A 15,233-nucleotide genomic window follows, 5' to 3' on the forward strand; every position below is an offset into this window, starting at 1 on the left:
AACCAGCATGGCACGATCCGCATCGAGGCGGGCAAGGTCCGTCTGCCGAAGGTCGGGTTCGTGCGGTTCACACAACATCGCCCGTTCGAAGGCGTCATCCGGTCGGCGACGGTGTCGATGACCAAGACGGGCAAGTTCTTCATCTCCATCCTCGTCAAACAGGAGGATGAACCATGGATCCCAGCCGAGAACAAGGTCGGGATCGATCTCGGTTTGGAACATTTCGCCGTCATGACGAACGACGCGATGGTCTCCGAAAAGATTGATAACCCTCGCTTTCTCCGAAAATCTGAGGCGAAGGTCAAGAAGGCGCAACGGGCGCTGTCGCGAAAGAAGATCGGGAGCAAAAACCGTGAAAAGGCCAAATTACTTTTGGCCAAGAAACACGAAAAGATTGCCAACCAACGCAAGGACTTCCTTCACAAACTGTCAAGACGGATCGTTGACGAGAATCAAGTCATCGTCGTGGAGACATTGAAGTCGAAGGACATGATGAAGGATCACAAGGTGGCGAAGTCTATTGGAGACGTAAGTTGGTACGAGTTCGTCCGGCAACTCGAGTACAAATCAAACTTCTACGGACGGACGCTCATCAAGGCGGACCCTTGGTACGCATCCACTCAAATCTGTTCCACTTGCGGCGTAAAAGGCGAGAAGAAGGCGATGGATGTCCGTGAATGGACGTGTGTTTGTGGCGCGCATCATGACCGTGACATCAACGCGAGCATCAACCTGTTGATGTTGGCAAACTAAAACGAATTCCTTCAGGGTGGGGACCACCCGACGAGCTTGGTAAACAATCGTGGCTAATAAAAGTACGATCTTCCCAAGAAGCTCCCTCTTCAATTTGTAAAACAAATAAGTGGCGAGTAGTTCACTGTTCCCTACTTGATTTTTTAATCGTCGCATACTACACTTATTAATGTTAGCACTCCTTTTGACTGAGTGCTAAAACCTTACGATACACATTACATCATTCATATTCGGAGGAGGGTTTTTCCATGTTAAAACCACTAGGCGATCGTGTCATCATCGAAGTCGTGGAGAAAGAAGAAAAGACGATCGGGGGCATCGTGCTTCCTGATACGGCGAAAGAAAAGCCGCAACAAGGGAAAGTCGTCGCAGTCGGTACAGGCCGCGTGACGGACGAAGGCAAGCGCATCGATCTCGACGTGAAAGAAAATGATTTGGTCATCTACTCGAAGTACGCAGGTACCGAAGTGAAGCATGATGGAAAAGAGTACTTAATCGTTCGCGAGAGCGATATTCTCGCAATCGTAGGCTAAGCACCATTATTCAAAAACTTTTTTAGGGGGAAATGAACGATGGCAAAAGATATCAAATTCTCAGAAGACGCACGTCACGCGATGCTTCGCGGCGTCGACGCACTCGCTGACGCAGTCAAAGTAACGATTGGACCAAAAGGACGTAACGTCGTCCTCGAGAAGAAATTCGGTTCACCACTCATCACGAACGATGGTGTGACAATCGCGAAAGAAATCGAACTCGAAGACCGCTTCGAAAACATGGGCGCGAAACTCGTTGCTGAAGTCGCGTCGAAGACGAACGAAGTCGCAGGGGACGGTACGACAACAGCGACAGTCCTCGCACAAGCGATGATTCGTGAGGGGCTCAAAAACGTCACAGCGGGCGCGAACCCGATGATCCTTCGTAAAGGGATCGACAAAGCGGTCACACGTGCGCTTGAAGAGTTGAAAGCCATCTCGAAACCAATCGAGTCGAAAGAAGCGATCGCACAAGTCGCAGCCATCTCAGCAGCGGACGAAGAAGTCGGCGAATTGATTGCAGAAGCGATGGAGCGCGTCGGGAACGATGGTGTCATCACAATCGAAGAATCACGCGGCTTCACGACTGAACTCGACGTCGTCGAAGGGATGCAGTTCGACCGTGGCTACTTGTCACCTTACATGATCTCAGACTCTGACAAGATGGAAGCGTCACTCGACAACCCGTACATCTTGATCACAGACAAGAAGATCTCAAACATTCAAGAGATCATCCCAGTGCTCGAGCAAGTCGTGCAACAAGGGAAGCCAATCTTGATCGTCGCAGAAGACATCGAAGGCGATGCACTCGCGACACTCGTCTTGAACAAACTCCGTGGTACGTTCAACGCGGTAGCCGTCAAAGCACCAGGATTCGGTGACCGTCGTAAAGCGATGCTTGAAGACCTCGCGACACTTACAGGTGGTCAAGTCATCACAGAAGACCTCGGTCTCGATCTTAAATCAGCATCACTTGACATGCTCGGTCGCGCATCGAAAGTCGTCGTCACAAAAGACACAACGACTGTCGTCGAAGGTGCAGGAAACGAAGAAACGATCAAAGCACGTGTTCAAACGATCCGCAACCAAATCGAAGAGACAACATCTGACTTCGATCGTGAAAAGCTCCAAGAACGTCTCGCGAAACTCGCAGGTGGCGTAGCCGTCGTCAAAGTCGGTGCAGCTACGGAGACAGAACTCAAAGAGCGTAAACTTCGCATCGAAGACGCACTCAACGCGACACGTGCAGCAGTTGAAGAAGGAATTGTTGCGGGTGGTGGTACATCACTCATCAACGTCATCCCAGCCGTTCGTGCGTTGCTTGCAGAAGTGACAGCGGATGAAGCGACAGGTGTGAAACTCGTCCTTCGTGCCCTCGAAGCACCGGTCCGTCAAATCGCGGAAAACGCGGGTGAAGAAGGTTCGGTCATCGTCGAGAAACTCAAGAACGAGTCAGTCGGTGTCGGCTACAACGCGGCAACTGGCGAATATGTCGACATGATCGCACATGGTATCGTCGACCCAGCGAAAGTGACGCGTTCAGCTCTTCAAAACGCAGCATCTGTCTCAGCGATGTTCCTCACAACGGAGGCCGTCATCGCAGACAAGCCAGAAAAAGATGCTCCTGCAATGCCTGATATGGGCGGCATGGGTGGAATGGGCGGCATGATGTAAGTCATACGCCTTAATGAGAACCATTCATCAGCGAAAGCTGGTGGGTGGTTTTTTGTCTTTAACTTGAATTTTTAAACCTTAACATCTTTCATGTTACAGTCAAAAAAATCTTGTTCGGCTTAGTGGGACCCATCAAGCTGAACAAAGGAGCTACCAAGTACCCATCAAGCTCCACTAAGCTGAACAAAGGAGCCACCAAATACCCATCAAGCTCCACTAAGCTGAACAAAGGAGCCGCCAAGTACCCATCAAGTTCCACTAAGCTGAACAAAGGAGCCGCCAAGTACCCATCAAGCTCCACTAAGCTGAACAAAGGAGCCACCAAGTACCCATCAAGCTCCACTAAGCTGAACAAAGGAGCCACCAAGTACCCATCAAGCTCCACTAAGCTGAACAAAGGAGCCGCCAAGTACCCATCAAGATCCACTAAGCTATCATTTACTTACTCATCAAATTAGATTAAGTAACAATCGTTTTATGTTAGAGGAAACAAGAAGAATTTAAACTTTTGCGAACCCAATGGTAAAATAATTGAAGGTATAATAGTCTTGCATCGATTATTACGATTTGTGAAAAATAACAAAGAAACCGGTAAGGGGAGCGGAAGATGAGGAAAGAGCTAATAGATGAAATTAGTATGGGCAATGAAAGTATTACTATCGAATTCAAAGAGGCGCGTAATAAACTCCCAAAAAATCTATACGATACAGTTTGCTCTTTTTCTAATCGACAAGGGGGAAATATTTATTTAGGAGTGTCTGATGAAGGTAATATCACTGGCGTTGATCCCAGAGCAGTTGCACAAATGAAAAAAGATTTTGTAACAACCACTCAGTCAGCTCAAAAAATTGAACCGCCTCTCTACCTTGATATACAGGAGTATCAAATCGAGGATAAAACGATTTTACATATCTTTGTACCGAGTAGTTCTCAAGTTCATCGATTGAACCGTACAAAAATTTACGATCGGAATGAAGACGCTGATATCGACATTACACATAATACGATTCAAGTACAACAAATGTATAATCGAAAACAAGCTGACTATACCGAGAGAAAAATCTTCTCTCATGTGAGCATGGATGACTTAAGAATCGATTTGATTGAGCAACTGAGAAAAACGGCATTAGCACAAGAAGATTATAGAGCTTGGACGACGTTTGATTACCTTGAAATCCTTAAATCTTTAGGTATGTATAGTAAAGATTATACAACTGGTGAAGAAGGTTTTACCTTGGCAGCTGTCATCACATTCGGTAAAGACGAAGTTATCTCTGCTGTACTTCCATATTTTAGAATTGATGCTCTAGTGAAAAAGAAAGACATAGAACGATATGACGATCGTGAAAACATAAGAACAAATTTGATTGAGAGTTATAGTCGATTGATGAGTTTTATTAAAAAGCATACGTCTGACAAATTCCATCTAGAGGGTGACCAGCGAATTAATATCCGGGACATTTTGTTCAGAGAACTGATAGTAAATATGCTTGTTCATCGGGAATATTCGAATGCTTTTGTATCGAAAATCACTGTCTACGAAGATCATTTAACCTTTGAGAATGCGAACAAACCGATTCACCCAGGCATCATCACTGAAGGAATGATTGCGCCATATCCAAAAAATCCGACTATCGCCAGAGTTTTTAACATTTTAGGGTTGATTGATGAGTTAGGATCGGGTGTTAACAAAATTTTTAAATACACGAAAATCATGTATGGATCATCTCCTATCATCTCGAATCAAGACATCTTTAAAGTGCAAATTGATGGTCAAGGAGATTTAGACGCGATGTTGAATCTTCTTCACTTAAGTGATTCTCAGAGAGCATTAGTGCACTATTTAGAAAACGGCGAAGCGTATACTTCAAAATATCTCATGCAAGTCGTTGGATTAAAAGATCCTGTAACTTTTAGAAAAAGTGTTTTAAATCCTTTAATTGAGCTACGACTCGTCAATCGAACGATTCCGGGAAAGCCGACGAGTCCTAACCAAAAATATAAAATCAATAAAGAATACTTTTGATAAAACAGAATTAATTTTGGGATAACCTAAAAATTCAGTTCAATGCTGAATTTTTAGGTTTTTTTAGTTGTCATTCATAGACCTAGCACAAAAATGTTTATCACCTTCCAAAAATAGGGATTTTCTATTTCCGCTCTCACGGATCTGTATTATGCTTAATGATAGATACTACTCGAGAGGAGCCACCTCATGCAACGAGACTTGCAGAAAAAAATCAAAGAAGCGACTTATTTGACGGCAGAAAAGGCATGGAGCTATCGTCCGATATTACGGTATTTCTACATACAGCATGAACGGATGCGCGAGTTTCTATATCCAGAAGAGATTTATGAACATCTTCAACAATTCGTAGAGTTTCAGGAATATACAATGGATATGCTTCACCAAGACTTAGATTCACTTACGAAGTGGGGCAACATCATTGCGACGCAAGAACACAGAAAAGCTCGAACGATTGAAGAGTATAAGAAAAAGAATTTCCGTTATCAATGCACCCCTTACACGGTCGAATTCGAACGGATGATGATTCAACTAGAGCAACTTGGGGACAGTTTCGGTGGTTCGCTTGAGAAGACCCGGTTTGAACGTCTTTATCAAGTACTTGAAAAAATTGAACAGGCGAGTGGGCAATCCAATGAAGAATGCGCGCAACTTTGGAATGATGTCATGGTATATTTCCGAGAAATTACACAAAATACTTCGGATTATATGGCCTATATCCATAGTGAAAAAGTGATTGAAAAAATGAAAACAGAGGCGTTTCTTGTCTATAAAGACCGTTTCACAACCTACTTACGGGATTTCATCATCGCGCTGCAACGAACAGCGATGCAAATTCAGGATGTATTAACCGAGTTGACCACAAAACGGATGGCACCATTTCTTCAACAGGTGATGAATCATCAACAGCAAGCAGGTCGTCTGGAAGAAGATCAGAAAGATGTAAGCACGGAGTTGATGGAAAAGTGGCAAAACTTAAGAGGATGGTTCCTCGGGACGACACATGGCGAAAGTGAGTTTGAACGTCTTCAGGAACGAACGAATGAGGCCATCCGTCGAATCACAAGAATGGTGCAACGAATGAGCGAACGGCATCAACAATTCCGAAGTAGGCGTCGCGATTATGAGCATTTGGCAACATGGTTCGACGGCATCGAGACGATTGAGGAAGCCCATCGGCTGTCATCGGTCATATTCGGCGTCTTTCATACACGTCATCTTTACGGAGAACAGGTCCCGACTGATGATATGTATGTAGATATATGGGATGAGGCACCAATGCAACATGTGACACAACCTCGAACGAAACAATATAAAGAGTCAACCAAAGCGGGGGCCATCATCGATCGATCCGTTCAGATTGCAGAGATGCGACAACTCCATCTAAGGCAACTCGAAAAGGAAAGAGAATCTATTGAACGCTACATCAAGGAAGGTGTCATTTCAATCAAAACTCTTCCAGTCATTGAGCCGCATGTACGAAAACTATTGTTGTCTTGGCTCGGTAAAGCAATGGTGCGAGAAGATCGGATTGTCAAAACAGAGTACGGTGGACGCGTGCGAGTAATGGTTGAGGAAGAACGTGTCGTCTTGCGAGCGACAGACGGTTCGCTTGAGATGCCGAACGTAGAGTATCAGTTTATTGATGAAGAGGTGATGTCATGAGCGAGGAAGGAAAAGTAGATGAACGGATGCAGGATGCACTCGGAATTCTATTCGAACAATTTTGGGTATTACGAACCGAGCAACCTGTTGTTTATCAAAAGATTCGTGAACGTGAACATCAGCTGAAGCGATACGTGACAGAAAAGTTCGGTTTTGATTTGATTGTTCATCAACACTTCATCAAACTCGAGAAACTACCGGTCGACCCGAAACCATGGATGGGCATTCAGGCGTTCACTGAACCGATGGACTACGCTATTTTTTGTTGTGCGCTCGCATTTACCGAAAGTAAATCAGTTGACGAACAGTTTTTATTGTCACACATCACAGAAGATATTCAGGAGATGTATCCAGGTGACTTACCACTTGACTGGACGAACTATCGACACCGACGATCACTCGTACGTGCTCTAAAGCAATTGGATGAATTGAAATTGATTCGAGCGGTCGATGGGGATGTCGAACTGTTTGCGACAAATGAGACGGAAGAAGTGTTATACGAAGTGAGTGTCCACGCACGCTATTTTATGCGTTCCTATCCAGAAGACTTGTTTAACTATGAAACGATGGAAGACATCTTAACGAGTGAATGGAGTCGTCAAAAAGAAGACGAACGTCGCAAACGTGTATATCGTAAACTCATGTTCTCGCCTATCGTGTATCGAGAGTCAAAAGACGATCCGGATTTTGCCTATATCCGAAACTTACGAAACCGATTAACAGACGAATTTGAAAAATATACACCCTTCAGATTAGAAGTGTTCAAAAATGCAGCGATGCTGGTCTTGCCTGAACAAAAACAGCGGTATACGCTATTCCCAAATCAAAAAGGAGTGACAAGTGTCGCTTTGCATGTAGCGGCTCACATTCGGAAACGTAATCTGCCTGTTAACGAGATGGGGGAGATTCGAATCACGATGCTCGAATTCGAACGAATTGTCGAGGCGGTTCAGCTTGAGTGGGGATTGGGTTGGGCGAAACAATATCGGGAAGATTCCCCTAAAAAAATTGCGAACGAACTTGTCTCTCTTTTGCTTGAATGGGAGTTCGGATATGTGGAGACGGATTCAGGGATACTCGTCATTCAATCCGGATTCGGTCGAACGACAGGTTATTATCCAGAAAAATTCGTAAAGGAGATTATGAATCAATGAGAGCAAAAAATCGTTGGCAAATGAACCGAGCAGGTTTGCTCAATTTTTGGTATTACACAGAAGAAACGTTTGATTTCTCAGACGGGAAGTTGTTGCTCAGGGGGAGTAACGGGTCAGGGAAATCGGTGACAATGCAGAGCTTTCTACCGGTACTACTCGATGGGAAGAAGTCACCGGACCGGCTCGATCCGTTCGGGTCAAGGGCCCGTAGAATGGAAGATTACTTACTCGGTGAGAAGGAAGTCGTCGACCGTGAAGAACGAACGGGCTATCTATTTATCGAATACAAGAAGGCCGAGACAAATCAATATGTGACGACAGGGATCGGACTCCAAGCAAAACGTGGGAAGCCACTTAAATTTTGGGGATTTGTGATCACGGATAATCGGCGAATCAATATTGATATGGAGTTATATAAGCGAGACCGTCAAGGGACGCAGACTAGTAAAATTCCATACTCGCGGGTCGAACTGGAGCGGATCATCGGAGACGGTGGGAAAGTTGTGACGACACAAGGTGACTATATGCAGCTCGTCAACAAGCATGTGTTCGGATTCGAATCAATCGATGCGTATGAAGAATTAATTAAGTTGCTTATTCAATTACGTAGTCCAAAGCTGTCTAAAGACTTCCGACCGACCGTCATTTACGAGATTCTCGAGGCGGCACTTCCGCCGTTGTCAGATGAAGATTTACGTCATTTGTCCGATACGATTGAGCAGATGGATCAAACGAAGCAACAACTCGAACAGCTCGAACGTGAACTGAAGGCGTTACAAAAGTTGAGTCATACATACGACATCTATAACGAGCGTCACATGGCAGACATTGCTGCTGAGTACCGGATGGCGACCGAACGAGAGACGATAGAGGCACAAGAACTTGAGGAATTACGTGAACTCCAAGCCTCAATGACGCATGAGATTGAGACGTTGAAGCGGTCTATTCAAGAGCTGGAACAAGACAAAGCGACGGCTGAACGTCAACGTCAACGCTTGGCATCACATAAAGTTTGGAATTTAGAAGACGAGTTGAAGGATGAAAAAGGAGCTTTACAACGGATTGAGGGCAATCATCAGCGTCAAGAAGAACGTCGGTCGAAGACGGCTAACAGAATCTTTGATGTGAAACAGCAGCAAGATCAAGAACAGTCAAACTATCGTACAACGCTTCAAACGATTGATGATCTTATTGAAGATATGGCATATGATGCGGAACAGGCGGCGTTTGACCGTCATGAATTGAACGTCTCCGACTATCGCCGTCTCAAGCAAAGTTTTGATTTTGCCACGTGGAAACAGGAAGTAAACGAACATACGGAACAGCTCGGTAAAATAGTCGAACAGATGCGAGCGTTTGAAGAAACAAAGCAGAGACTTCAAGTGGAAAATAAACAACTCGCCGACGAACAACAAGCGCGAGATCAGAAAAAACACGAACTGAATGATTGGAAACGGACGTTCGAGCAAGATCTTGACCGTCATCTCACAGATATTTATCAATGGATTGAAGCGCATCCTGAGTTTGATATCGAAGGAGAGACGATTAGTCGAGTCGAGCGCACTCTGCGTAATGACTATGAACCGTCAACGTATGAGGAAGTATCGCGATTCGTTCAACCTTCCGTGGTCCATTATCAAAACCGGTTGCGTGAAAAAGCCGCAGCCAAAAAAGCATCTGAAGATGCGATTCAGAAGGACATTCAAAACGTTGAGACGATGTTATCTGAATGGAAAGAAAAAACGGACCCTGAACCCGATACTCATCCGGCGACAAAGGAATCTCGGGAACGAATGCGGGATGATGGTGTTATCTTCGCACCACTCTATGCGCTCGTTGAATTTAGAGACGGGGTAGAAGAAGACGTTCAAAAACGAATTGAGGCAGCATTGATTGACAGTGGGATGTTGGATGCCCTCATTACCGATGTGGACGTCACATATGACCGGGTCTTATTGCCTGCACCTCAAATGATGGTGCACACGTTAGCAGATTATTTAAAACCTAGCCCAGGAGAAACAGGAATCACTTCAGACCGGATTGACGACGTACTCCGAAGCATCCTCATGGATGATGGAGAGACAGCGATTGGAGAAGACGGAACGTATCGACTCGGACAATTAAAAGGACATGCGGTACCTGTCGAGCGCGTTCGATTCCTTGGACAAGCTGCCCGACAGCGATATCGTGAAGAAAAAATTGAGCAGTTGCAGTCTGAGATTGAACAACTTCAAATCGAGCGCATGACGTTGCGCGGAGAACAAGCGGAGTTGCGCCAACACATTGAATTAGCGGATGCGGCATGGACGATGTTTCCGTCAGACCGCGATTTGCGAACAGGTTATCAACAGATTCAGAATGTCGGATTCGAGATTGAGAGTTTAGAGCGTCGATGCTGGCAAATTGAAGAACGATTGAAACAGACGAGTGACCGATACAACGTGTTGAAGCGTGAAGTGTATACGTTGGCCGAACCGTTCAATTTGGAAAAAAACCAAGTGGCGTTCGAACATGCGAAGCGGTCGATGATTCTTTATAAGGATGTATTGCGTGATGTGGAATTTCAACATGGAAAAGCGATGGTATCGCAGAAACAACTCGCTATGAGAGAAAAGAACATTGAAGAATTAGAAGAAGATCTCATCGAATTGATGGGTGAACTAAATGAACTCGAAGATAAGATGGAGCGGATTCAAAAGAACATCGCGATAATCGAAGAACAGTTGGCGAGAGAAGGCGCTGACGACATCCGTCGCCAGATTCAGTCCGTTCAAGCAGATTTGGTGCGCATAGAACAAGCATCTAAAGAATCGTTACAGCTCATCTCGACTCGAAAGGCACAGTTCGATGCGGACGCAACCAAGTTAGATGAAAAGCAAAACCGCCACATCTTGTCAGTACAGATGAGAGAAGCTTGGGAAATGGCATTAAAAGCGGAATGGAAACGAGGGATTGTTTCTTTAGAAGCAGAGAATGACGACCCAATCACGTTGGCTCGGAAGATTGAAATAGCGTACGAGAAGCGACTCATAAGTAGTGCCTCAAAAGCGGACGAATTGTTATCGAAAGCGTTCATCGAGCAACAGAACGACTTGATGGAATATCGGATGCGAAACTTTACTGAAGAGCCGATACTTGAAGAGTGGATGAATGACGTCGATGACCAATTCAGACGAGAGGTCGAAACGTGGCAACAAAAAACGGCGCGACGTATCATCTCGCTCGACTTGCGTGGTCAACAGGCGAGTCCTCATGCAGTCAAACGAACGGTTGAAGAAGAGTTCGAACGTCAAGAGAGCATTTTGAACGAGAGTGATCAACAGTTATACGAAGAAATCCTTTTCAAGTCGGTCGGAACAAAACTCCGTTCTCGCATTCGTCGTGCGGAAGAATGGACTGGAGAAATGAATAAGTTGATGGAAAGTCGCAATACATCGTCAGGATTAACATTTTCAATCAAATGGAAACCACGCACGGCGCAGAGCGAGGAAGAACTCGATACGAAAGACTTGGTCCATATTTTGAAACAGGATGCCAAGCTTCTGAAAGACGAAGACTTTGAGCGGATTACGCGTCACTTCCGTTCAAAATTGAATAAGGCCAAACAGATGATCAAAGAGAGTGGAGACGGACAAACACTCTTACAGGTTCTCCGAGAAATGCTCGATTATCGGAAATGGTTCTCGTTCATCCTATACTTTGAACGAACGAATGAACCGAAGCGTGATTTATCGAACAACCATTTTTTTAAATTCAGCGGTGGAGAAAAAGCGATGGCGATGTATATCCCGCTCTTCGCTGCCTGTTATTCGCGGTATAAAGAAGCAGCGGATACGGCACCGTATATCATCTCGCTCGATGAGGCGTTTGCCGGGGTCGATGAGAATAACATCCGTGAAATGTTTGAGATTGTCGAGCAACTTGGCTTTGACTACATCATGAACTCGCAAATTTTGTGGGGGGACTATGATACGATTTCATCTCTTTCCGTTTGTGAGTTGTTGCGACCGAAGAATGCGGACTTCGTCACGGTTTTACACTACGTGTGGGATGGGGAAAAGCGGTATGCAAAAGAAGAGTCGATTCAATGAAGCGGCTAGTCGATGAAGCCGCACAGTACTTTAAAGCGTCAACAGAATTCTTGCGTTTATTCACACAATTTCGGAAGAAATACGCCTCGCTCGGTAAAGTCGGCGGGTCGGTCTCGATTCAAGCCTTTAAAGAAGAAGAACTCGAGGCAATCGCTCGCTTTTTTGGAGAAGATGTTTCCGCCATCCGTTTAAAAAAGACGGTGACACTGCGTGCGTTTGAAAAGAAACTGCAGACGACCAAGTTTGAAGGGGTGACGTTGGTCGAGTTGCTTGAGACCTATTTTGGAGAGTCACTCGTGACGAAACAAGAAGTACTTGCCCAAATAGAGAAAGAGCGAGCGGAACGTTTTCGTGAGCTCACATTGACGTATCCGAGTCTCAGATTTTGGTTCACCTACATCGAACAAAAGTCAGCTGATACGCATTGGATCAATCGGATGCTTGAGACGGATGACTTTCATCTGTTCTGTGCCCAACTGGTTAGAGCATTAGAAGGGCTCCCGCTAGATTACGAACGCCTCCCAATGTTCGGGCAACGCATCCTCGGCAATCCACATGCGTTCGACCGAACGACTGATTTAGGTCGGTTGTGGATTCACGTCCTCCATATCAAACGTGGACAAGGCGGACCGCCACCGAGTGACACGGAGCGAGTGAACGAACTGTTGCTCGAGTTTAAACTGCTTCGTGATGACATTACGAATTTCGTGACGTGCGCAAATCTCGTGGCAGACCAGAATGATGCGAGGCATCCGATGTGGCGAGGGGCGATAGAGACTCACAGTGTATTGAACGTACCGATGCGGGAACTATTGCGCGTGAATCGAGTGAGACCAAGTCGAGGGCATACTGTATGGATTGTAGAGAATTCTGGGGTGTTCTCGAGTCTACTCGATGACGTCCCAGATGCACCGCTCGTCTGTACGCACGGTCAATTTAAACTCGCTGCTTATCGCTTGTTGGACATGTTGGTCGCATCTGGATGTCGATTGAAGTATGCAGGAGATTTTGACCCGGAAGGACTACAAATGGCGGCACGGTTGAAAGAACGATATGGCGACAAGCTCGACTATTGGTGCATGAACTTGGAGAGTTATGTGGCATCTGATCCGAGTGTCGACTTATCTGCGGAACGACTCGTAAAGCTAGACCGAATGACAGACCCGGAACTGCAAAACGTAGTAGATGAGATGCGGCAAGTGAAGCGAGCGGGGTATCAGGAGGCTTTGGTGAAAAGAATGACAAACACTTTAAATAATTTGAGGAGTGAATAGATAATGCCTTTTTCAGAGAAAACAATCGCAGAGAACGCTCCGTGCGAAGCGCAAGTTGTCAACTTTAATGTTGACCATGAGTGCAAAGGAAGCCGAGCGTGTAACGATTTTCCTAAGTTTTCGAATCAGTCATGACACGCTACTCAGGATGTTACGATGGGTACCCATCCCGTTCTGTTTTATTCAAGGATTTCGGGAAGCGATTCGAGAACGGGACGCGGAACATCTCCTTTAGTTAATCACCAATCCACAGGTCATGTCCCAGACTGAAGCGCTTTGTGGGTCACCTCAAACAAAACATAGAGGTGATCCTGGCGGCTTGTCGGTTTGAAGAACGCAACGGTTATTTAGAAGGGTAAATTTTGAGTTGCTCAGGATTCGAGTGCTTTGTCGAGATCCCGAGCTGTGCTCACTGAAATTGCAAAAAAATGAGCGACCACCTTCAGGCGATCGCTTGTCATCGTTCACTAACATTGCGTAAGAACCGCATTTGTATTGAAAAATACAACATCATAACTTTTTTGTATATAAAAAGATTTATTTGTAATTTAAAGGGTGTATAATTTTGATAATAACAAAATGTTCAATTATTTAATTAATATTGGAGGTATTGATTATGGAGATAACGAAAGAGGAAAAAGACTTGGCCGAAAAATTGAAATTTTGGGAAGAACAAGATCAAATTAATCAGGCATTAATTCCAAGAGTAATTAAAAATCATGAAATGATTACAGATTTGACAAAGCAACTCGATCAAAATTTTAAAGCGGTTGTTCTTCTTGAAGAAAAAATTGAAGAGTTGAATAAAAAAATAGACGTAAATCAGAATAATGGTAATGAAGACAACAATGAGAAGAAATTTGATTTACTTTCTTTCATTGGAGTAATTATTGCAATCACTATATCGCTAGTTGGCATATTTGTGTGATCTCATATGGAATCCATTAAATTATTAAATGAATTAGAGCGTTTACCTAAAACAGAAACGATTAGTGGTGATGACTTTAAATTTCAGGCATTTAATACTCTAGTAAGTTTAAAAAATAGAGATGCGATGCTCGAGGCAGGTATTCAATCAGGCTTGGCGGGATATCAGTTATTAGAGTTAAGAAATGTTCCAGACGGGTTAAGCAAATCATTTGAGCTGCAATACCCCAGACTTTTTGAAAATGGTACTTCACTATATAGTAAATACGTAGAATTGGAGAAGTCAGGTGAGCAATCGGTACAAGGATTAATTAATGGTCTAAAAGGTAAATATTTTGAGCAACATGTACATGAGCAGTTATCAGATCAATATCCGGAATATAAATTTCAAATAGCTGAACTTAGTAATCAACCTATTTGGGACATAAAGGGAATACACAACGGTACAGGTGAAGAACTCTTTATTCAAGTCAAAATGATGAATTCAAAACGTGTTCACGATTTAAAAGAGATTATGAAAGAAAACCCAGATATATATTATGCAACTAGTACGGAAATTAGAGAAAAAATTTTGGAACATAGCCCGGAGTTGATGGAACAATTTATACCCATTGATATATCAGAATATACTTTCACTCAAGAAGTCGAAGAAGGACTTGCATTGTTAGCTGGTAACTACGGATTGGATTTACCTGATAAAGTCTTTGAATTAGTCGATTTTGCACCAGAAATAATGTTAGGTGTCCGTACGTTATTCGACATTGCTCAAGTTCAAAGAGATTTTGGGCAAGTTAAAACAACAGATAAAAGTAGATTAGCTGCAGCGAAAGTTCTTATTCTAATTTCAAAATTTGGAGTAAACGTATTTTTTGTAAAGATTGGTTCATTAGCAGGCTTTGCTGTCCATCCAGTTGCGGGAGTAGCTGGAGGATTTACTGGGCATATTGTTGCCAGAAAAATTAACAAAGAGATCGCACCACACTCGTTAAAATTGGCGTATCAATTATTACAATTATCCGAAACAGATATATTCTATTTCAAAAATTTTGAAAGGATAAATCGACTTTTGCTCGAGTACTATGCACTAAAAAGTCAATCTAATTTAATAGCAAAAGACCACTGACGCTTTTATGAAG

General features: G+C 44.1%; 11 protein-coding genes. 10 read left to right on the top strand and 1 reads right to left on the bottom strand.

Annotation, left to right across the window (positions count from 1 at the left end; genetic code table 11):
* From KNP62_RS13990 to groL, 3 genes are all read left to right on the top strand, one after another.
* Positions 1-753 (top strand): RNA-guided endonuclease TnpB family protein (locus tag KNP62_RS13990; RefSeq protein ID WP_214786051.1); only part of this gene is annotated, 753 nt, incomplete at its 5' end.
* A gap of 248 nt (positions 754-1,001) precedes the next feature.
* Positions 1,002-1,286, top strand: a complete 285-nt coding sequence (gene groES / locus KNP62_RS13995; RefSeq protein ID WP_015880602.1) for a co-chaperone GroES — start codon at positions 1,002-1,004, stop codon at positions 1,284-1,286.
* A 39-nt stretch (positions 1,287-1,325) separates the two neighbouring features.
* Entirely contained in the window at positions 1,326-2,960 is a 1,635-nt protein-coding gene (gene groL, locus KNP62_RS14000) for a chaperonin GroEL (RefSeq protein ID WP_196431798.1), read from the top strand.
* 88 nt (positions 2,961-3,048) lie between these two features.
* Here the strand turns inward: groL and KNP62_RS14005 are convergent, their stop codons facing one another.
* Positions 3,049-3,387, bottom strand: a complete 339-nt coding sequence (locus KNP62_RS14005; RefSeq protein WP_214786053.1) for a hypothetical protein — start codon at positions 3,385-3,387, stop codon at positions 3,049-3,051.
* Positions 3,388-3,567: 180 nt separating this feature from the next.
* Between KNP62_RS14005 and KNP62_RS14010 the strand changes: the two genes are divergently transcribed.
* From KNP62_RS14010 to KNP62_RS14040, 7 genes are all read left to right on the top strand, one after another.
* On the top strand, positions 3,568-4,986 hold the full coding sequence (locus KNP62_RS14010; RefSeq protein ID WP_214786055.1) for an RNA-binding domain-containing protein: 1,419 nt from the start codon (positions 3,568-3,570) through the stop codon (positions 4,984-4,986).
* A 189-nt stretch (positions 4,987-5,175) separates the two neighbouring features.
* A complete protein-coding gene (locus KNP62_RS14015) occupies positions 5,176-6,651 on the top strand; it encodes a TIGR02677 family protein (protein ID WP_214786057.1) in 1,476 nt (491 codons plus the stop codon).
* Entirely contained in the window at positions 6,648-7,805 is a 1,158-nt protein-coding gene (locus KNP62_RS14020; protein WP_214786059.1) for a TIGR02678 family protein, read from the top strand. The genes KNP62_RS14015 and KNP62_RS14020 overlap by 4 nt, the downstream gene beginning before the upstream one ends.
* Positions 7,802-11,896 (top strand): TIGR02680 family protein, encoded by a 4,095-nt coding sequence (locus tag KNP62_RS14025; protein WP_214786061.1) that lies wholly within the window; start codon positions 7,802-7,804, stop codon positions 11,894-11,896. Before KNP62_RS14020 ends, KNP62_RS14025 begins: the two co-directional genes overlap by 4 nt.
* Complete coding sequence (locus tag KNP62_RS14030; protein WP_214786063.1) at positions 11,893-13,170, top strand: TIGR02679 family protein; 1,278 nt, start codon at positions 11,893-11,895, stop codon at positions 13,168-13,170. Before KNP62_RS14025 ends, KNP62_RS14030 begins: the two co-directional genes overlap by 4 nt.
* A gap of 616 nt (positions 13,171-13,786) precedes the next feature.
* Positions 13,787-14,098 (top strand): hypothetical protein, encoded by a 312-nt coding sequence (locus KNP62_RS14035; RefSeq protein WP_214786065.1) that lies wholly within the window; start codon positions 13,787-13,789, stop codon positions 14,096-14,098.
* 6 nt (positions 14,099-14,104) lie between these two features.
* Complete coding sequence (locus KNP62_RS14040) at positions 14,105-15,220, top strand: DUF456 domain-containing protein (protein WP_214786067.1); 1,116 nt, start codon at positions 14,105-14,107, stop codon at positions 15,218-15,220.
* Positions 15,221-15,233: the final 13 nt, after the last annotated feature.

This window comes from Exiguobacterium sp. s183, from assembly GCF_018617655.1.
Classification (GTDB): domain Bacteria; phylum Bacillota; class Bacilli; order Exiguobacteriales; family Exiguobacteriaceae; genus Exiguobacterium; species Exiguobacterium aestuarii_A.